This window comes from Nocardioides sp. NPDC127503 (assembly GCF_040302165.1).
Lineage (GTDB): Bacteria > Actinomycetota > Actinomycetes > Propionibacteriales > Nocardioidaceae > Nocardioides.
In genome coordinates, this window is record NZ_JBEORH010000004.1 from 35,178 (window position 1) to 53,687 (window position 18,510).

Below are 18,510 nucleotides of genomic sequence, written 5' to 3' on the forward strand. Positions count from 1 at the left end.
CGTGTCCCACCAGCTCACCGTCGGCAAGCAACGCCTCGTCGTCGTCACCGCGATCGCGCTCCTCATCATGTCCTCGGCCCTGCGGCCCTCACCGGATGACCGGGCCGAGGCGAACAGCCAGAACAACAGCTATCAGCCGTTCCAGTGCGACCAGCCGGGCAGCACAAACCCGCAGCAACGGCGGCAGGTCGTACCGCTCAAGAACAGTGGCGACAACGGCACCTTCCAGAGCCGCCTCTTCGGGACGCGGATGTTCCCCTGCCTGTCCGGGACACGGTGGGTCCTGACCGCGGGCGAGCCGAACGGGAGCGGCACCACCAACGTGGCCGCCGACGTACGCGGCATCTACACCAACAGCAACGACGGCAACTGCGACAGCAACAAGGGGTTCACCTACTACTACGCCGCCACGGGCAGCATGTGCCTGTTCCAGATCGCCTTCAGCGACCTCGTCTTCCGCAGCAACGTCGCCTCGTTCGGCGCTCCGGTGCTCTCGGCGAGGTCGACGACGGCCCCCGCACCCAGCGCGAAGGTGGCGCACACCCTCCGCATCGCCCCGGACGGTCCGTTCACCGTCGGCGGGCCGGGAGTGAAGACGAACCTGCTCACCACCGGCGACTCCTGGGTGGCGATCCCGTGGAGAACGGTCACCAACCTGGCCGGCCTCCTGATCATCGCCGCCGGCCTGACCACGACCTCGCAGAAGAACACCATCTGCACCGCCGGCTGGAACGGTGACTCGTGCCGGCTGAAGATCCGTACGCTCGCCGGCGACGGCACCGGTGGATGGAACGACCTGGTCACCGCGATCCTCAGCGGTCTCGCGGCCGGCGGTGACTACAACATCCTGGCGGCGAACCTGGAGTTCTACTACCTGTTCACCCACGACAACAACGCGGGCAACGACCCGTACGTCTATCCCCCGGGCGGCACCACGAACCCGCTCAACTCGATCCAGCTTCCCAACACGACGATCACGGTGACCGCGGGATGAGCACGTACGGGACACGATGGCGCCGCATGGTCGCGGCGACGACGGTCGGCTTCGGCCTGCTCGCGGGGATGGTCGCGACGATGGGCTCCTCCGCGTCCGCAGTCTTCAGTCCCACGCTGACGATCAACAACGGCAGCTCGACGTTCTCCTCGACCAACATCCACGCCGCCGACGCGGCCTTCGGCACCTCGCTGGTGCAGACCCAGGCGGCCGCCAGCAGCGGTGGCGACTGGACGCCGGTGCTGCGTGCCGGCTTCGCGAGCGCGACGATGAACGGCTTCTGCCTCTCCCGGGTGGAGGAGGTCGGGATGCTCGGCAGCTACACGATCAGGCTCACCTCCGGGGACGACGACCCGGCGACCAACGAGATCAACGCGCAGATGGCCGTCTTCGACATCACCCAGCTCCGTGCCGCGGCTGCCCCTGGGATCAACCTCCAGGGAGTCGCCCAGATCGGGCTCGCCTCCACCGACCTGACCACCAATCCGGGAAGCGCGCCGTACGCCGCCAACCCCATGGGCCTGCCCCAGGCGTTCGACTCGAGCTGGTACCAGGCCAGCGGCAACGGCGGCCACAACAACGGCCAGGGCTTCACCGGCATCGACGCGACCGTCGCAGACCTCAACTCCGTCTACGGCGACGTCTGGCAGGCCCAGATCGAGGGCGAGGTCACCCTGCCGAACCTGGAGATCGAGCTGCTTCCAGGCAACCAGTCCTGCAAGGCGGCGGCCCAGGCCGGGAGATTCCCGAACTGAAGGCGCCGGCCGCGGAGCTCGCTTGAAATTGGAAGGACCCGGCGGGTCCGTCTCGGGTCGGCTCCACCGGGTCCGCCGCGTGTGCCCCGACCATATGGGGGTTGGTCCGACACCCGCGGCTTACTCATCAGTATGCGGGTATTGCACCAACATCGGTTTTACCCGAAATCCACAACTCGCCAACAAATCTGTCAAGCGATCAGTAGGGCGCGTGTTAGCCGTGTTGCTGCCGTCGCCAGACCACGATCGCCTGTCCTGGCGGCGCCTCGCGAACCGCCGGAAGCCTGCTGGCCGGACCCCTCGGTCCGGGCGCCGCCGCCCTCGCCTGGGCGAGCGCCTCGCGGGTCGCGGCCAGCTCGTGCAGCAGTTCCTCGTTGCGCCGGCGCAGAGCGTCGACGTGCTGCTCGAGGGCCAGGATGCGACGCACGCCCTCGATGCCGATGCCGGACGCGGTCAGGTCCGCGATCGAGCGCAGCAGCTCGATGTCGCGGAAGGAGTAGCGGCGCCCGCCACCCCCGGTGCGACCGGGGGTGATCAGGCCCATCCGCTCATAGGTACGCAGCGTCTGCGGGTGCAGCCCGGTCAGCTCCGCGGCGACGCTGATCACGTAGACCGCGGCATCCGGAGCCGGGCTGCCGAATCCCTCGCTCATCATGACTCCTCGAGAAGAGACGTACGCAGGGGCTTGCCGGCCATCGCGGCCCGGTAGGCCTCGACGGCGGCCTTGGCATCGGCGTCGAGCACGGCCGGAATCTGCACCTCGACGGTCGCGAGCAGGTCACCTACGGTGCCGTCCGAGCGCCGGAACCCCTTGCCGCGGACCCGGAACGTACGTCCGTTGGGGGTCCCCGCCGGGATCCGCAGCGTCACCGGCGAACCGGACAGCGTCGGCAGCTTGGCCTCGGCACCGAGGGCGAGCTCGTCGAACCCGACCGGTACGTCGATGGTGAGGTTGTCGTCCTTGCGGCCGAAGACGCGGTGCGGCGTGACGTGCACGGTGACGTAGAGGTCACCGGCCGGGCCGCCGTTCTCGCCGGCGGCACCCTTGCCCTTGAGCCGGATCCGCTGACGGTCCTTGACGCCAGCCGGGATGCGCGCCTGGATGGTGCGCGCGGAGGTGCCGCGGCCGGAGCCGTGGCAGGTCGGGCAGGCCTCGTCGTAGATCAGCTGGCGGCCACCGCAGCGCGGGCACGTCTCGTTCATCGAGAACGCGCCGCCGACGGAGTTGACGACGTAGCCGGCGCCCTCGCACTCCGGGCAGACCCGCGGCCTGGTGCCAGGCTTGCCGCCGGTGCCGTTGCAGTCTGGACAGGCGGCGTCCGAGGTCAGTCGCAGCGAGATGGTCACACCCTCGAGTGCGTCCGTGAACCCGATCGTGGCGCTCGTCTCGACGTCGGCACCCTTGATCGGCCGAGCCCTCGGGGTCGTACGCCGCCCACCGAAGCCTCCGCCGGCGCCACCGGCACCGCCGAAGAGGTCGCCGAACATGTCACCGAGGCCACCGCCCTGGGCGCCACCGGCGCCGAAGAGGTCGTCGAAGTTGTAGCCGCGGCCGGCACCCGTGCCGCCGAAGCCGCCCGGGAACCCGCCCGAGGCGCCGAGGGTGCGTACCTCGTCGTACTTCTTGCGCTTGTCGGTGTCGCCGATGACGTCGTAGGCCTCGGCGACCTTCTTGAACTTCTCGTGCTTGGCTTCGTCGCCCGGGTTGGAGTCGGGGTGGTTGGCCCGCGCGAGCTTGCGATAGGCCTTCTTGATGTCGTCGCCCGAGGCGTCCTTCGTGACACCCAGCTCGGCGTAGTAGTCCTTGTTGATCCAGTCCGGCCGGATCCCGTCGTTCTCAGCCACCTAGCCCCTCCTCCCTTCTTCTCGGTGGCCGAGGCTGTCGATGTCTCGACAGCCTCGACCACCCATCGTTGTCACTCCGGGTCACTCCGGGTCTACGACCAGGACCTGAGCGGCCCTGACCACCCGGTCGCCGATCGTGTAGCCGGCCTTGGCGACCAGCTTGACCGAGGTCTCCTCGACCTCCGGGTCGGTGCCCATGTGGCTGAGCGCCTCGTGACGGTTGGGATCGAAGACGTCGCCCGGCTCACCGAACTTCTTCAGGCCCAGGTTGGTCACGATCTTCTCGAGCTGGTCGGCGACGGCCTTGAAGCCGCCCTCGACCTCGCCGTGCTCGCGGGCACGGTCGATGGTGTCGAGCACCTCCACGATCGGAGTGAGCACCTTGTAGGTCGCGTTCTGCGAGACCAGCTCGCGGTCACGGTCGACCCGCTTCTTGTAGTTGATGTACTCGGCCTGGAGACGCTGCAGGTCCGTGGTCAGCTCGGCGACCCGCTTGTCGACCTCATCGGCGGCATCGCCCATGAAGTCCAGCTCGCTGTCGTCCTCGATCACCACGTCCTCCTCGACGGCCTCCTCGTCCGCCTCGTCCTCCGCCTCCTCGACGGAAGCCTCCTCCTCGGCGGCGTCGTCCGAGTCCGAGGTGTCGCCCTCAGGAGCGTCCACCTCGGCGTCCTCGGTCGACTCCTCGATGTGGTCGGTCTCGGGCTGCGGGGCCTCGGAGGTCGTCTCCTCGACGGCCTCGTCCGCCCCGCCGGGGCGGCGCTTCGTCACTTCTTGTCGCCCTCTTCGCCCTCGACAGGCTCGTCGACGATCTCGGCGTCGACGACGTCGTCGTCGGCCTCACCGGTCGCACCGGTGGCACCACCGGCAGCGGACTGCTCGGCCTCGGCCGCGGCGTACATGGCCGCACCCATCTTCTGCGACGACTCACCGAGCTTGGTGATCGCGGTCTGGATGGCGTCCTTGTCGGCCTCGGTGTCCTCGAGGACCTTCTTCAGGGCATCCAGGTCGGCCTGCACCTCGGTCTTCACGTCGTCCGGGACCTTGTCGCCGGAGTCGGTGATGAACTTCTCGGTGGTGTAGACGAGGCTGTCACCCTGGTTGCGGATCTCGATGGACTCGCGACGCTTGGCGTCCTCCTCGGCGTACTGCTCGGCCTCCTTGACCATGCGGTCGATGTCGTCCTTCGACAGCGCGGAGCCGCCGGAGATCGTCATGGACTGCTCGCGGCCCGAGGCCTGGTCCTTGGCGGAGACGTGCACGATGCCGTTGGCGTCGATGTCGAAGGTGACCTCGATCTTCGGCACGCCACGCGGCGCCGGCGGGAGACCGGTGAGCTCGAAGTTGCCCAGCGGCTGGTTCTCCGACCACATCGGGCGCTCGCCCTGGGCGACCTTGATCTCGACGCTCGGCTGGTTGTCGTCAGCCGTGGTGAAGATCTCGGAGCGCTTGGTCGGGATGGTGGTGTTGCGCTCGATCAGGGTGGTGAAGACACCGCCCTTGGTCTCGATGCCGAGGCTCAGCGGGGTGACGTCGAGGAGCAGTACGTCCTTGACCTCGCCCTTCAGCACGCCGGCCTGCAGCGCGGCACCGACGGCGACGACCTCGTCGGGGTTGACGCCCTTGTTGGGCTCCTTGCCACCGAGCAGGCTCTTGACCAGGTCGGTCACGGCCGGCATCCGGGTCGAGCCGCCGACCAGGACGACGTGGTCGATGTCCTTGAGAGCGACGCCGCCGTCCTTGAGGACGGACTCGAACGGCTTCTTGGTGCGGTCGAGCAGGTCAGCGGTGATCTTCTGGAACTCCGCCCGGGTCAGGGTCTCCTCGAAGTGGAGGGGGCCGGACTCACCGTGGGTGATGTAGGGCAGGTGGATGCTCGTGTTCTGCGACGAGGAGAGCTCGATCTTCGCCTTCTCGGCGGCCTCCTGGAGGCGCTGCGCCGCGATCTTGTCGGCGGCCAGGTCCACACCGTTGGCGGCCTTGAACTTCTCGACCATCCACTTGACGATCGCGTTGTCCCAGTCGTCACCACCGAGGTGGTTGTCACCGGAGGTCGCCTTGACCTCGACGACACCCTCACCGATCTCGAGCAGGGACACGTCGAACGTGCCGCCACCGAGGTCGAAGACGAGGATGGTCTGGTCGTCGCCCTTGTCGAGGCCGTAGGCCAGCGCGGCGGCGGTCGGCTCGTTGACGATGCGGGAGACGTTGAGGCCCGCGATCTCACCGGCCTCCTTGGTGGCCTGGCGCTGCGCGTCGGAGAAGTAGGCCGGGACGGTGATGACCGCGTCGGTCACCGGCTCACCGAGGTAGGCCTCGGCGTCGCGCTTGAGCTTCTGCAGGACGAACGCGCTGATCTGCTGCGGCGTGAAGTCCTTGTCGTCGATGTTCACCTTCCAGTCGGTGCCCATGTGACGCTTGACCGACCGGATGGTGCGGTCGACGTTGGTGACGGCCTGGCGCTTGGCGACCTCGCCGACCAGCACCTCACCCGACTTGCTGAACGCGACCACGGAAGGCGTCGTACGGGCGCCTTCGGCATTCGCGATGACGGTGGCCTCGCCACCCTCCAGAACCGAGACGACCGAGTTGGTGGTCCCGAGGTCGATACCGACGGCACGTGCCATCTTTGCTACCTCCGCTTGTTGAAGCTGTGTGTATGTGGAAATCCGGGGAGCCCCGGAAGACTGGGTGGTCTGCGCCGCCCCAGCGGCTGCCGCCGCCGAGTGTTGCAAACAAGTTGAGCCGATTCAACTCAACTTCGTTCACTGTCCACAACGAAGACCCTACGCCCCCTATTCCAGCGCCAGCCAAAAGCAGGCCGAGTCGGCTCGTCGTGACGAGCCGACTCGGCGTTTGCTTGCGTCAGAAGGACGGGATCCAGTCGAAGGTGTCGGGGTTGGGGCCGGAGCGGCCGGACTCACCCTTGTCGAGGGCCGCGAGGGCGTTGACCTGGTCGTCGGTCAGCTCGAAGTCGAAGATCGCCAGGTTCTCCTCGAGCCGCTCGCGGCGTACGGACTTGGGGAAGACGATGTCGCCGCGGTCGATCTGCCAGCGGAGCAGGACCTGGGCGGGCGACTTGCCGTGGGCGGAGGCGATCTCGGCGACCACCGGGTCGGTGAGCTCACCGCCGCCCTGTCCGAGCGGGGACCACGACTCGACCTTCGCGCCGTGGCCCAGGGTGGCGGCACGAGCGGCCTCGTTGGCGAAGTAGGGGTGGACCTCGATCTGGTTGACCGCGGGGGCGACGCCGGTCTCGGCGACGATCTTGTCGAGGTGGTCGGGCTGGAAGTTGGAGACGCCGACGGAGGTGGTCAGGCCCGCCTCGCGGAGGCCGACGAGGGCCTCCCACGTCTTCGCGTACGTCCCGTCGTACTGCGTCGGCAGCGGCCAGTGGATCAGGAACAGGTCGACGCGGTCGAGGCCGAGCAGCTCCAGCGACCTCTCCAGCGATGCCTTGGCCTTGGCCGGGTCGTGCTGGGAGTTGTTGAGCTTGGTGGTGACGTAGAGCTCCTCGCGGGCGAGTCCGGCGCTCTTCAGCGCGGCGCCGACTCCGGCCTCGTTCTGGTACATCTGCGCGGTGTCGATGTGGCGGTAGCCGACCTCGAGAGCCTGGCTCACCACCTGCTCGGTCTCGTCCTGGGGAACCTGCCAGACGCCGAGACCGAACTGCGGGATCGAAGTGCCGTCATTGAGCTTGATCGTGGGAACCGTCATACCCACATACAACCAAGCGTCCAATGGCCTATTCCATCCTCAGCCGATCGTCACGGTCACCACGTTGGAGTAGGTGCCGGCGTCGATGTCCTTCATCCGGAACTTGTGCTTCCCGACCCGGCCGGACTGGATCGGGGTGGAGAACTGCTCGCCGGTGACCCGTAAGTCGGGGATCCCGAAATCCTCCCAGCCCTGACCGTCGTTGCGCTCCAGGCGGAGAATCGCGCCCTCACCGCCGGGGTAGATCCCGGTGAGATCGATCCGCTCCATCGGCTCCGCGGCGACGGTGCCGGCCTGGAGGGTGATCTCCTTCGCCGGCTTCTCCACGACCGTCTTGGAGGGCGACGGGCTCGTGGAGGCTGTGCCCGCCTGCTTCTCCGGAGCGCTCGTCGGTGATGCGTTGAGGGTGATCGCAGGCCCGCTCGCGGACCTGGTCGGCTTCGGCGACGGCGCGTAGAGCGAGGCACCCGCGTCCGGGTCGGTGGCCTGGTCGTCGGCGGAACCGCCGCCACCGAGGCCCAGGATGTTGGCACCGACGAACATCGCGATCCCGATGATCAGCCCCACCCCCACCGCGACCGCCACGAGCGCCGTGACTCCGGCTGCGATCGGGTGCTGCCCGCCCTGCTTCACATCTGCTCCTCGACCCGCCTGTGGTGATGGTGACAATTCAGCCACACGTTGCTATCGAGCACCACAAGTTCAGCTGATCAGCTGCTGTCGGCGCGCGATGGCGGCCGCCTCCGTGCGGCTCCCAGCGCCCAGCTTGCCGAGGATGTTGGAGACGTGCACGGAAACCGTCTTCGTGGAGATGAACAACTGCTTGCCGATCTCGCCGTTGCTGCGTCCCGCGGCCACCAGCGTCAGGATCTCGCTCTCCCGCGGCGTCAGGGACGTCGATGTCGCCTGCTGCTGCTTGACCGCCGTCGCGCCGAGCGACCTCAGCTCGTCGAGCAAGGGCTGCAGCCCGAGTCGCTTCGCGGTCTCCCGGGCCTTGTCGGCGGTCACCCGCGAGCCGGCCACGTCGCCCGTGGCCCGCTGGATGGCGGCGTACCTCGTCCGGACGGCGGCCAGACCTGGGACGTCGCCGTAGGCCTCGACCTGCTGCTCGGCGCGCTCCCACGCCGCGAGCAGCGACTCCTGGGGCGGGGCGTCGATGCCGGCCAGCCAGTGGACGCGGAGCACCTCCGCCTCCAGCCTGGCGGTCCAGGACCGGCCTTCGGGGCCCCACTCCCCTGGCTCGTACTGCGCGACCACCTGCTCGCCGTCGCTGTGCAGACCGTCGACCGCCTCCACCAGCGCCGGCCATCGCGCGGCCGGCAGCGAGGGCAGCATCTGCGCGATCCCGGAGGCGGCCACCACCGCCAACCGCACCCGCCCACCGAACCACTCGGTCCAGAACTGGGAAAGGGTCTCGACCGCGTCCGCGTAGACCCTGAGCACCCCCTCGGGGTCGCCGGCACGGGCCCGCGCGGTCATCTCCACGACCGAGCCGTAGAGGGCGATCAGGCCCTCCTGGGTCCAGAACGGTCGCAACGCGTTGGCAGCCTCACCGACCGATGCCCCCTGCGCCTGCTCCATCATCATCCGGAGCATGTCGAGGAGCGCGACCGGGATCGGCGGCGCGTCGGGCAGGTTGCCGCCGGTCAGCGCGAGCGCCTCGTCCCACTCCCCCAAGACCATCTGGATCCGGACGATGTCGGAGCGGGCCCCGGCAACGTAGGGCGACCACTGCAGCGACTCCCCGCCGGCCTCGTCGATCACCGCCCGGAACCACTTCAGCGCCTCCCGGTAGTCCCCGGCCTCGTCATAGGAGCGGCCGAGCGTGTAGAGCCCCCGGCTGACGGCGTACGTCGATCCGACCTGCCGCGCCTGGTCGATCGTCTCGCGCAGCACCTGCCGGAAGCCCTCGACCTTGTCGCCGCCACCGCGACCGGTGCGGACCTTGAGCATCGACAGGCTGGTGGCCATGTCGGAGGCCAGCTTGGAGAGGCTGTGCCGCTCGGCGATCTCGATGCCCTCCAGCCCGACGGCCTCGGCCTCCTCGCTGCGGCGGTAGGTCACCAGCGTGCGGGTGCGCACGGCCAGGACGGAACACCGCACCTTCGGCTCGGCGTCGGCGGGGAGCGCGACCATCGCGTCATGGGAGTAGGTGAGCGGGTCGCCGTTCTCCATGAGGAGGGCCGCCTCGGCCCGGGTCGCCAGCAACAGCGCCCGGCCCACCGACGGGCCGGCCGGGATGGCGTCGAGCCGCTCGGCCAGGATCGCGTCGGCGCGCGAGGGCAGCCCGGCGAGGATGAGGGTGTCGGCGGCGCGCTCGTAGACCCGATCCAGGTTGACCGCGGCCGCCTTGGTGACCTTCGGGTCGGCGGCGAGGCCCAATGCCTTCTCGTAGTGGTGGGCCGCCTCGCCCACACCACTGACGCTGCGGGCCTCCTCGGCCGCGGCGATGCGAGCCCGCAGCGCGGTCGCGAGGTCGCCGGCGTGCTTGGCGTGCAGGGCGAGCTCCGCGGCGGCGCCCAGCCCGGGCGTCTCCTTCAGCACCTCGGCGAACCGGGCGTGCAGACGCACCCGCTCGCCGGGCAGCAGGTCGTCGTAGACCGCTTCGGCGAGCAGCGCGTGGCGGAACGTGTAGCGGGAGCCGGTCGGCTCGAGCACCTTCTGCTCGACCGCGGTGCGCAGCGCGTCGTCGAGCTCGTCGGTCTTCATCTCGGTGACCGCGGCGAGGAGCTCGTGGGTGACCCGTCGGCCGGCGATGCTCGCCGTGCGGACGACGTTCCGGGCGGAGCCGTCGAGCCGGTCCAGACGCACCAGCAGCAGGTCGGCGAGATCGACGGGGAGGTCCTCGTCGCAGCCCGCCTGGACCAGCTCCTCGACGAAGAACGCGTTGCCCTCGGCGCGACGTACGACTCGCTCGGCGTCGACCTTGCCGGGCGCCAGCTCGTGGACCAGCAGTCGCACCGAGTCGTCGGAGAGCGGCTCGAGGACGATCCGCTCGACGTCGGGCAGCCGGCCCCACTCGCCGACCTGGCGGCGCAGCGGGTGGCGGCGGTGGATGTCGTCGGCGCGGTAGGACGCGACCATCGCGACGGGGCCGACATATGGCCGGGTGAAGAGGTAGGTCAGCAGGTCGCGGGTGGACTGGTCGGCCCAGTGGGTGTCCTCGACCACGACCAGCAGCGGCGCCTTCTCGGCGGCCGCCTCGAAGAGGGTGTGGACGGCGTCGAAGAGCTGCCCGCGGTCGGTGCCCGTCGGGGCGGCTCCCTGGTTGGCGCCCATCACGCGGCGTACGGGCCTCAGCCTGGCCAGCGCCGGGTAGTCGGCCGCCACCCGCTCGACGACGTCGGGCAGGTCCGCGACGATGCGGTCGAGGATCTCCGAGAACGGCATGTACGCCACAGCGCTCTCGCCGAAGTCGACGCAGTGTCCGGCGTGCACCTGCCAGCCGTCGGAGACGGCGCTGTCGCGCAACGCGGTGAGCAGGCGCGTCTTGCCGACGCCGGCGTCGCCGGCGAGGAGCACGTGCTGGCGCCGGGCCTCGGTGGTCGAGGCGACTCCGAGCAGCCCGGTGAGGGTCCGCAACTCAGGGTCGCGGCCTACGAATGACCGAGCACTTTGCGCCATGTCCCCTATCATCGCGCCTCCGGGCCCGGGATTCTCCCGCATTACCGACCTCCGAGGACTCAGTTGTGTATCGAGTCCATCCGGCGCGGACGGCGGCGCTTCACCTGGCGGGCGAGACGGTCGGCCGCGGTCGCGCGGCGAATGGTCTGCTGGCGGTAGGCCAGCTCGGCGTCGTAGCTGATCTGGTTGCTGTAAGTCATGCATTCAGCCTCTGCCCCTGAGGTAGCACCACGCATGAGGCGCCTGCCTTAGGCGTACGTCAGGGGTGCCTCATTCGGCCGTGATGAGCGTCACTCCACCAGCCCCCGGCGGCGTCCGATGGCCGCTGCCTCGGTGCGGCCGGAGGCGCCGAGCTTGGCCAGGATGTTGGAGACGTGGACGGAGACGGTCTTGGTCGAGATGAACAGCTGCTTGCCGATCTCGCCGTTGCTGCGCCCGGCCGCGACCAGAGCGAGGATCTCGCTCTCACGGGCGGTCAGCTGGCCGGAGGGACCGGCCGTCGACCGCTGCGGCGTGGTGCCGAGGGTGAGCAGGTGGTCGAGAAGCGGTCGAGCGCCGAGCCGCTTCGCCGCATCCCTGGCCTGATCAGCCAGTACCCGAGCACCGGCGGTGTCGCCGCCGGCCCGGAGGATCTCGGCGAGCCGGACCCGCGACCAGGCGAGCTCGTGGACGTGCGGATAAGCGTCGAAGGCGGCCACGGTCTCCCGCCAGGCCTCGACGAGCTCGGCCTGTTCGGGAACGGAGACGCCGGCCAGCCAGTGGGCGCGAAGCCCCTCGGCCCGCAGCCGCGCCGACCACGCCTGCCCCTCCAGCCCCCAGGGCTGCTCGGTCCCGACTGGCCGCGTGCCCGCCTCGAGGATGCGGTCGACCTGCGCCATCACCTGCGGGCGCGCACCGACGGGCAGGTCCGGGACGGCGGAGCCGATCGCGCCGACGGCGATCGCCGCGAGCCGGGCATGGGCGCCGAACCACTTGCCCCAGCCGGTCGTGAGTGCCACGACACCGGCGTCGTAGGCCTCGATCGCTCCGTCGATGTCGCCACGAGCCGCGGCCGCTCTGATCTCCACCGGCGCCGACTCGCTCGCGGTCGCCACCTCCTGCTTCCACGACGGCCGCAGCCGCCGCGCCTCGGCGCCGACGTCGGCGCCGCGGGCCTGCTCGATCATAAGCCGCTTGGACTCCAGCCATGGCCACAGCGCCGGCGGGATGCCGTACGCATCCGTCAGCGCGAGCGCCTCGTCCCACCGGCCGGCGGTGCGGAGGTAGTCGAGCCAGGCGATCCGGGCGTCGAAGGCGTACGGCGCCCAGGGGACGCCCCGCTCCACACTGAGCTCGAAGGCGCTGCGGTAGCTCTCACCGGCCTCGTCGAAGCGGTCGGCCGCGTCGAGGGCGAAAGCGAGCTGGAGCCGGGCGCGGAACTCCGGGTGCAGCGCGCCGACATTGGCGGCCCGCGCCACAGCCGTACGCAGCGGCTCGATCCAGAGCTGGGGCGGCCGCCCCCACGACCCGGCCAGCGTCGCCGCGACCTCCGCGGCGAGGCCGGTCCGGCCGAGCTCCTCGGCCAGCGCCAGCGCCTCGCGGCCGGCCTTCTCAGCGTCGTCGTGACGGCGGTAGATCATCAGCGAGCGGGCGTACGCGGCGAGCAGTCGCGCACGCACCAACGGCGGGGCGTCCTCGGGCAGCTCGGCCATCGCCTTCTCCGCGAGCGCCCCCACCCGGACGTCGTTGACGTAGGCGAAGCTGGTCTCGATCTCGACCGTCATCAGCTGCGCCCGCCACAGACCTGGCGCGTCGGCCGGGAGCGATTCCCGCTGCTCACGGGCCAGTTTCCCGGCCCGGTCGGCGTGCCCGGCGGCCACCATCGCGTCGCTGGCCTTGACCACTAGGTCGACGAGGCGCTGGGTGTCACGCTCGGAGCCGGCACGACCGGCGAGCTGGGCGATCGCCTGCTGATAGTGCTGCGATGCCTCGTCGGGACCACCGGCGGCAGCCGCCTCGTCCCCGGCGGCGATCCCGGCGGTGAGCGCGGTCTCGTGGTCGCCGGCAAGACGGGCGTGACGCGCGAGACCGGCCGCGCTGCCGGTGGTGATGTCGCGGCTCAGCGCCTCGACGTATCGCTGATGGAGCCGGACCCGCTCGCCCGGCAGCAGATCGTCATAGACGGCCTCGCCGAGCAGCGCGTGCCGGAAGACGTAGTAGCCGTCGTCGCGCGGCACCAGGATCGCGCGCTCGATCGCCTGCCTCAGCCCGGCGTCGAGGGTGGCGCGGTCGAGACCGGCGACGGCCTCGAGGAGCTCGTCACTGACGTCGCGCCCGGCGGCGCTGGCCGTGTCGACCACCTCGCGCGCGGTCGCGTCGAGCTGGTCCAGCCTGATCAGGAGCAGGTCGGCGAGGTCCCAGGGCAGCTCGTCGGCGCCGGCGGCCTGCACCAGCTCCTCGACGAAGAAGGCGTTGCCGTCGGCGCGGCGTACGACGCTCTCGACGTCGACCCCGTCGGCGAGCTCACCGGCGAGCTCGCCGACCAGGACGCGTACGTCATCGTCCGAGAGCCTGCCGAGGTGGAACCGCTCGACCGAGGGCAGCCGGGTCCACTCCGCGAGCTGGCGACGCAGCGGGTGGCGGCGGTGGAGGTCGTCGGCGCGGTAGGAGGCGAGGATCGTGACCGGGCCGTCGAACGGCCTGGTGAAGAGGAAGGTCAGCAGGTCACGGGTCGACTGGTCGGCCCAGTGGGTGTCCTCGACCACGACCAGCAGCGGCGCCTTCTCGGCCGCGCGCTCCAGGAGGGCGTGGATCGCGGCGAAGAGGTTGCCCCGGTCGAGCGCCTCCTGGACGGCGGTGTCAGCCCCGCCGAGCGCACGGGCAACCGGCGCCATCCGCAGGAGCGCCGGATGTACGTCGGCGACCTGCGCGACCACGTCGGGCAGCGCGGTGGTGATGTTGTCGAGGATCTCGGTGAAGGGCAGGTAGGCCTCGGCGCTGTCGCCGAAGTCGAGGCAGTGCCCGACAAGCACCTGCCTGCCGTCGGCGGCGGCCCGGCCGCGAAGCTCGCGCAGGATCCGGGTCTTCCCGACCCCGGCGTCACCCGCCAGGAGGACATGCCTGCGCTCGCCCGGCTGTGTGGCGCCGTCCAACCCAGCCAGCCCCGCCAGCATCTCCAGGTCGGCGTCACGCCCGACCAGCCTCTCGGCACTCTGCGCCATGGACGCAATCATCGCGCCTCCCGACAACACCGGGTCGGCCCAGGGGTCGAAGCTGCGTGCCCTGGACATGAAGCAACGCCGAGCGGGATCTCTCCTGCTCGGCGTTGATGGTCCCGCGCCCGCATCTCAGCGGGTGCGGTTGCGTCGCGCCTGACGAGCCTCGCTGGCCCGCTGGCGCTTGGCCAGGTCCTTCTGGATCTGCTGGCGGCGGTACTTGACCTCTGCTTCATAACCTACGGTGCTGTACATCTCGATCTCCTGCTGAGTTGTCCTGCTTCGGTGTCCTGCTGACATCGAGAAGACTCCTCCGCTGAGGTAGGCACCCGAATCGGTCGCGCGCCCTACTTACCGACCCGGGCGCCTTACTTTCCGACCTAGGGCAGGCGCTCCTCGCCTTAGACGGGACACTGGGCCTATGGAGTTCTCCGAGGTCGTACGCCGCCGCAAGATGGTCCGCAGCTACACCAGCGATCCGGTGGACCCGGTGGTGATCGACAAGATCCTGCACAACGCCACCCGGGCGCCGTCGGCGGGCTTCTCCCAGGGCTGGGCCTTCCTGGTGCTCGACACCCCCGAGGACGTACGCCGCTACTGGGAGGCCACGGCCGACGTAGACAACCCCGACAAGTGGCTGACCGGGATGATGCAGGCTCCGGTGATCGTGATCCCCTGCTCCTCCAAGGCGGCCTACCTCGACCGGTACGCACAGCCAGACAAGGGCTGGACCGACCGCGACGAGGCCCACTGGCCGATGCCGTTCTGGCACATGGACACCGCGATGGCGACCATGCTGATCCTGCAGACCGTGGTCGACGAGGGCCTCGGCGCCCTCTACTTCGGCATCCCGCCGGAGGCCGACGCCGCGGTCCGCAAGGCGTTCGACATCCCCGACGAATTCGACCCGATCGGCGCCGTCACCATCGGCCACCCCGCCTCCGGCGGCGCCAAGGGCTCCCCCACCCGCCGCAAGCGCACCCCGCTCGAGGACGTTGTCCACCGCGGCCGCTGGTGACGGCGCGGCCCTTCATCGAAATACCAGGCAATTCAAATCGAACTCACAGGTTCTCGCCGGACCGTCCTGCCACGATGATTCCACTGGCGAGCACCGACCGATTCACGGGAGCCTTGTCCGGACGTTGCCACCGAAATCTCTGAATTTCGAGCAAGGAGAATGCCCGTGAAAACCGTCGGGAAGACAGCCATATGGACGGGGATCGTCCTCATCGGACTGTGCGGAATCGTGCTGCTCGGTGGCGGCAAGATCGTGTCCGGGACGTTGCTGGTCATCACGGCCTTCGTCATGGTGCTGCCGATCTGGCGACACAGGTCCCTCCGGTGGATCATGGCCGTCCTGACCTGCGCGATCTTCGGCCTGGTGATCTGGAACATCTCCACCACGGACCTCCCGGCCCCCTCGGACGGCATGGTGGTCGCCTGCACCGAATCCGCCATCGATGTGCCGCCCTCGACCGGCATCAAGTTCTTCGACCAGGTCGCCTATATCTTCAGCGGATTCCTCTCCCAGGCAGAAGGCTCATAAACCACACGGCCAGGACGAATAGGCAGGCGGTTCATCTCGCTCTCGGCGAGGAATCATCTCCACGAGCAGCGGCAGAATCCGGAGTACGTAGGTGGGAGACCGCCATCGCGAGATCGGCCAGACGCGGGGTGAGGATGTTGAGGACCTCGAAGACCGAGCCGAAGGCGCCGTCGACCGTCACCGGCCGGTCCTCGAGCGCGCGGACGACGCGCTCGGCGCACTCCTCGGGGCTCTCGCCGCGGCCCTCGTACTCGGCGGTCGGGGCGATCATCGGCGTCCGCACGATCGCGACGCGCATGTTCGTGCAGGTCACGTTCTCGAAGTAGGCCTCGCGGCTCAGGATCCGGCCGAACACGTCGAGCGCCGACTTCGCGGCGATGTAGGCGGCGAACTTCGGCGCCTTGATCTGGTTGCCCCAGGTGACGATGTTGACCACGTGGCCGAACCGCTGGGCGCGCATCGCCGGCAGCAGGCCCATCGTGAGCCGGACCGCGCCGAAGTAGTTCACGGCCATCATCCGCTCGAAGTCGTGGAAGCGGTCGTGAGTCAGCTCCAGCGACCGCCGGATCGACCGGCCCGCGTTGTTGACCAGGTAGTCGACCGCGCCATGCTCGGCGAGCAGCTGCTCCACCAGCGCGTCGATCGAGTCACCGTCGGCCATGTCGACGAGGTAGGTCGACGCCCGCCCACCGCTCTCCTCGACGGTCTTCCGCACCCGCTCGAGCTCCTCGGCCCGGCGGGCGGCGAGGAGCACGTGCGCGCCCCGTCGCGCCGCGGCGTACGCCGTCGCCTCCCCGATTCCCGAGCTGGCGCCGGTGACGAGCACCGTGCGGCCGGCCAGCGGACTGGGACCGCCGGTCACCGCCCGGACCGTGCGCGCCACCCGGGCGCGGGGTGTCTGCAGAAGCGGGAGCGAGAACAGGCTGGCCACGCCCTGCACCCTAGTGGCGTCAGGGGCGCACCGGTGCGTAGCGCAGGTCGACCTCCAGGTGCGGATCGTCGCCGATGAGGTTGTGCAGCCGGATCGGGTCGCCGCCGGGGTTGTCGTAGAGGCGGATGCCGTCGCCCAGGAGGACCGGCGCGATGTGCAGGTCGATCTGGTCGATCAGGCCCCGCTCGAGGAGCTGGCGGCCGATGTCGGCGGAGTGGACCTCGACGTTCTTCCCGTCGGCCGCCTCGATCGCGATCCGCAGCGCCTCCTCGACGTCGCAGCTGAGGAAGGTGACGTGCTCCTGCGGCCGGGCGTCCTCGGGGTGGTGGGTGAGGATGAAGACCGGCCCCTGCCAGTCTCCGTACGGCATCGCGTCGGGGTAGGCGTCGTGACCGTTGCGCCCGCCCAGGACGGCGCCGAGCTGCGAGGAGTACGCCTCCTCGACCCCGGGCTGTCCGGTGACGTCGCCCAGCCAGGCCATCCCCGGCTCGGGACCGTCGACGAACCCGTCGAGCGACATGGAGAAGTGCCACAAAACCTTGCCGCTCATCACGAGACCTGCTTCCGGTCGAAGGTGACGTGGGTGACGCCGCTCGGCGTGGTGGTCGACGCCACCTCGTAGCCGTCCTCCAGCGCCTCCAACCCGTCCCACAGCCGTACGCCACGGCCCAGGATGATCGGGACGACGGCGACGTGCAGGTGGTCGACGAGACCGGCTGCCAGGAAGTCCCGGAGCGAGGACGGGCCACCGCCGATGCGTACGTCCTGGCCGGCGGCCGCCTCCTTCGCCTCCGCCAGCACCTCCTCGATGGGGGCGTTGCGGAAGTGGAAGGTGGTGCCGCCCTTCATCTCGATCGACTCGCGAGGCTGATGAGTGAGCACGAAGGTGGGCGTGTGGAACGGCGGCTCCTCGCCCCACCAGCCGGTCCAGTCGGCGTCGTCCTGCCATCCCGGCGGGCCGAACTTGCCGGCGCCCATGATCTCGGCGCCGATCCCCTTCCAGGCGCGGGCGGCGAAGGCGTCGTCGGGATCGGCGGCCGGGTCGACCTCCATCCGCTCCCGCTCGCCGGACGCGCTCTGGAAGGTCCTGGTCGGGAAGAACCACTCCATCAGCCGCATGCCGGCGTGGCCGAACGGCGTCTCCAGGCTCTGGCCCTCGCCGGTGGCGAAGCCGTCCAGCGAGATGCCGATGGTGTGAGCACGTACGAGTGACATGTGGATCTCCCTCGATTCAGAGTGGTTGCACTTTGCAATCACCACGACCGAGGGTAGACTCAGCGATTGCAGATTGCAACCACTATTTTCGAGTGCAGGAGACGCCGAGTGAGCGAGCCCAGATCGGGGTGCCCGATCAACGCAGCCGTGGAGGTCTTCGGGGACCCGTGGTCGGTGATCGTGCTGCGCGACGTGATGTTCGGGAACCGTCGCTACTTCCGCGAGCTGCTCGGCAGCTCCGAGGAGGGCATCGCCTCCAACATCCTCAGCAGCCGGCTGAAGAAGCTCGTCGACGGCGGCCTGCTCACCAAGGAGGAGGCCGCGCGCGGCCAGAAGGCCGCCTACGCGCTGACCGAGGCAGGCATCCAGACGCTGCCGATCATGGTCGCCCTCGGCAACTGGGGGCTCGCCCATCGCGACGGCACCCGGCAGCTCCGGGTCCGCGCGGAGCTGCTCCGCGATGCCGGCCCGGAGATGGTGGAGTCGTTCATGGACGAGCTGCGCGAGCTCCACCTGGGCACGCCGCGCCCCGATCCGGATGCTCCGCGGGCGAGCGAGCAGCTCGCCGCGGCGTACGAAGCCGCGATGGCCGGTTGACCTGTTCCTCCATCAAGGTATGCAGGTGAGAGCACGCTTCCCTGGCGGACCTCCGCACGGGATCTGTTCCTTCGCCTGCATACCTTGACGAA

General features: G+C 69.6%; 18 protein-coding genes. 5 read left to right on the forward strand and 13 right to left on the reverse strand.

All coding sequences use genetic code 11. The features are described 5' to 3' along the window. Nucleotide 1: 1 nt before the first annotated feature. Nucleotides 2–994, forward strand: coding sequence for a hypothetical protein (locus tag ABTW65_RS10160; RefSeq protein ID WP_350659938.1), 993 nt, complete (start codon nucleotides 2–4; stop codon nucleotides 992–994). Continuing rightward, nucleotides 991–1,749, forward strand: coding sequence for a DUF6230 family protein (locus tag ABTW65_RS10165; RefSeq protein WP_350659939.1), 759 nt, complete (start codon nucleotides 991–993; stop codon nucleotides 1,747–1,749). Before ABTW65_RS10160 ends, ABTW65_RS10165 begins: the two co-directional genes overlap by 4 nt. Before the next feature lie 214 nt (nucleotides 1,750–1,963). Here ABTW65_RS10165 and ABTW65_RS10170 read toward each other — a convergent pair whose 3' ends face one another. The 10 genes from ABTW65_RS10170 to ABTW65_RS10215 all read right to left on the reverse strand — a co-directional run bounded on the left by ABTW65_RS10170 (nucleotide 1,964) and on the right by ABTW65_RS10215 (nucleotide 14,384). Next, nucleotides 1,964–2,401, reverse strand: a complete 438-nt coding sequence (locus tag ABTW65_RS10170) for a heat shock protein transcriptional repressor HspR (protein WP_350659940.1) — start codon at nucleotides 2,399–2,401, stop codon at nucleotides 1,964–1,966. After that, nucleotides 2,401–3,594 (reverse strand): DnaJ C-terminal domain-containing protein, encoded by a 1,194-nt coding sequence (locus ABTW65_RS10175; protein WP_350659941.1) that lies wholly within the window; start codon nucleotides 3,592–3,594, stop codon nucleotides 2,401–2,403. The genes ABTW65_RS10170 and ABTW65_RS10175 overlap by 1 nt, the downstream gene beginning before the upstream one ends. Before the next feature lie 81 nt (nucleotides 3,595–3,675). Then, nucleotides 3,676–4,365: a nucleotide exchange factor GrpE gene (gene grpE / locus ABTW65_RS10180; RefSeq protein WP_350659943.1), complete on the reverse strand. Its 690-nt coding sequence runs from the start codon at nucleotides 4,363–4,365 to the stop codon at nucleotides 3,676–3,678. Beyond that, entirely contained in the window at nucleotides 4,362–6,221 is a 1,860-nt protein-coding gene (gene dnaK / locus ABTW65_RS10185) for a molecular chaperone DnaK (protein ID WP_350659944.1), read from the reverse strand. The genes grpE and dnaK overlap by 4 nt, the downstream gene beginning before the upstream one ends. A 238-nt stretch (nucleotides 6,222–6,459) precedes the next feature. Next, the gene (locus ABTW65_RS10190) at nucleotides 6,460–7,311 is read right to left on the reverse strand and encodes an aldo/keto reductase (RefSeq protein WP_350659945.1); all 852 of its coding nucleotides are present in this window, start codon (nucleotides 7,309–7,311) and stop codon (nucleotides 6,460–6,462) included. 39 nt (nucleotides 7,312–7,350) lie between these two features. Continuing rightward, nucleotides 7,351–7,944 carry a hypothetical protein gene (locus ABTW65_RS10195; protein WP_350659946.1) on the reverse strand — a complete coding sequence of 198 codons (594 nt, stop codon included), beginning with the start codon at nucleotides 7,942–7,944 and terminating at the stop codon, nucleotides 7,351–7,353. 69 nt (nucleotides 7,945–8,013) lie between these two features. After that, on the reverse strand, nucleotides 8,014–10,977 hold the full coding sequence (locus tag ABTW65_RS10200) for a helix-turn-helix transcriptional regulator (protein WP_350659947.1): 2,964 nt from the start codon (nucleotides 10,975–10,977) through the stop codon (nucleotides 8,014–8,016). 17 nt (nucleotides 10,978–10,994) lie between these two features. Next, nucleotides 10,995–11,135 carry a hypothetical protein gene (locus tag ABTW65_RS10205; protein WP_350659948.1) on the reverse strand — a complete coding sequence of 47 codons (141 nt, stop codon included), beginning with the start codon at nucleotides 11,133–11,135 and terminating at the stop codon, nucleotides 10,995–10,997. A 90-nt stretch (nucleotides 11,136–11,225) separates the two neighbouring features. Then, nucleotides 11,226–14,135 carry a helix-turn-helix transcriptional regulator gene (locus ABTW65_RS10210; RefSeq protein ID WP_350659949.1) on the reverse strand — a complete coding sequence of 970 codons (2,910 nt, stop codon included), beginning with the start codon at nucleotides 14,133–14,135 and terminating at the stop codon, nucleotides 11,226–11,228. A gap of 126 nt (nucleotides 14,136–14,261) precedes the next feature. Then, entirely contained in the window at nucleotides 14,262–14,384 is a 123-nt protein-coding gene (locus tag ABTW65_RS10215) for a hypothetical protein (RefSeq protein ID WP_350659950.1), read from the reverse strand. A gap of 166 nt (nucleotides 14,385–14,550) precedes the next feature. Here ABTW65_RS10215 and ABTW65_RS10220 point away from each other — a divergent pair, with 166 nt between their 5' ends. Together ABTW65_RS10220 and ABTW65_RS10225 are read left to right on the forward strand one after the other, a co-directional pair. Next, complete coding sequence (locus tag ABTW65_RS10220) at nucleotides 14,551–15,147, forward strand: nitroreductase family protein (RefSeq protein WP_350659951.1); 597 nt, start codon at nucleotides 14,551–14,553, stop codon at nucleotides 15,145–15,147. Between the two features lie 165 nt (nucleotides 15,148–15,312). After that, nucleotides 15,313–15,675, forward strand: a complete 363-nt coding sequence (locus ABTW65_RS10225; RefSeq protein WP_350659952.1) for a hypothetical protein — start codon at nucleotides 15,313–15,315, stop codon at nucleotides 15,673–15,675. Between the two features lie 31 nt (nucleotides 15,676–15,706). Here the strand turns inward: ABTW65_RS10225 and ABTW65_RS10230 are convergent, their stop codons facing one another. Genes ABTW65_RS10230 through ABTW65_RS10240 form a run of 3 tightly spaced genes read right to left on the reverse strand, consistent with a single transcriptional unit; the run spans nucleotide 15,707 to nucleotide 17,821 of the window. Continuing rightward, nucleotides 15,707–16,606, reverse strand: a complete 900-nt coding sequence (locus tag ABTW65_RS10230; protein ID WP_350659953.1) for an SDR family NAD(P)-dependent oxidoreductase — start codon at nucleotides 16,604–16,606, stop codon at nucleotides 15,707–15,709. Nucleotides 16,607–16,625: 19 nt separating this feature from the next. Beyond that, nucleotides 16,626–17,156, reverse strand: a complete 531-nt coding sequence (locus ABTW65_RS10235) for a dihydrofolate reductase family protein (RefSeq protein WP_350659955.1) — start codon at nucleotides 17,154–17,156, stop codon at nucleotides 16,626–16,628. Beyond that, entirely contained in the window at nucleotides 17,156–17,821 is a 666-nt protein-coding gene (locus ABTW65_RS10240) for a dihydrofolate reductase family protein (RefSeq protein WP_350659956.1), read from the reverse strand. The genes ABTW65_RS10235 and ABTW65_RS10240 overlap by 1 nt, the downstream gene beginning before the upstream one ends. A gap of 108 nt (nucleotides 17,822–17,929) precedes the next feature. On the opposite strand from ABTW65_RS10240, the gene ABTW65_RS10245 reads away from it, so the two are divergent. After that, a complete protein-coding gene (locus ABTW65_RS10245; RefSeq protein WP_350659957.1) occupies nucleotides 17,930–18,418 on the forward strand; it encodes a winged helix-turn-helix transcriptional regulator in 489 nt (162 codons plus the stop codon). Nucleotides 18,419–18,510: the final 92 nt, after the last annotated feature.

Coding starts and splice junctions, on each gene's coding strand:
- ABTW65_RS10235 (WP_350659955.1), bottom strand. CDS start 17,156: ATGAGCGGCAAGGTTTTGTGGCACTTCTCCATGTCGCTCGACGGGTTC.
- ABTW65_RS10170 (WP_350659940.1), bottom strand. CDS start 2,401: ATGAGCGAGGGATTCGGCAGCCCGGCTCCGGATGCCGCGGTCTACGTG.
- ABTW65_RS10190 (WP_350659945.1), bottom strand. CDS start 7,311: ATGACGGTTCCCACGATCAAGCTCAATGACGGCACTTCGATCCCGCAG.
- ABTW65_RS10220 (WP_350659951.1), top strand. CDS start 14,551: ATGGAGTTCTCCGAGGTCGTACGCCGCCGCAAGATGGTCCGCAGCTAC.
- ABTW65_RS10205 (WP_350659948.1), bottom strand. CDS start 11,135: ATGACTTACAGCAACCAGATCAGCTACGACGCCGAGCTGGCCTACCGC.
- ABTW65_RS10240 (WP_350659956.1), bottom strand. CDS start 17,821: ATGTCACTCGTACGTGCTCACACCATCGGCATCTCGCTGGACGGCTTC.
- ABTW65_RS10215 (WP_350659950.1), bottom strand. CDS start 14,384: ATGTACAGCACCGTAGGTTATGAAGCAGAGGTCAAGTACCGCCGCCAG.
- ABTW65_RS10165 (WP_350659939.1), top strand. CDS start 991: ATGAGCACGTACGGGACACGATGGCGCCGCATGGTCGCGGCGACGACG.
- dnaK (WP_350659944.1), bottom strand. CDS start 6,221: ATGGCACGTGCCGTCGGTATCGACCTCGGGACCACCAACTCGGTCGTC.
- ABTW65_RS10210 (WP_350659949.1), bottom strand. CDS start 14,135: ATGGCGCAGAGTGCCGAGAGGCTGGTCGGGCGTGACGCCGACCTGGAG.
- ABTW65_RS10200 (WP_350659947.1), bottom strand. CDS start 10,977: ATGCGGGAGAATCCCGGGCCCGGAGGCGCGATGATAGGGGACATGGCG.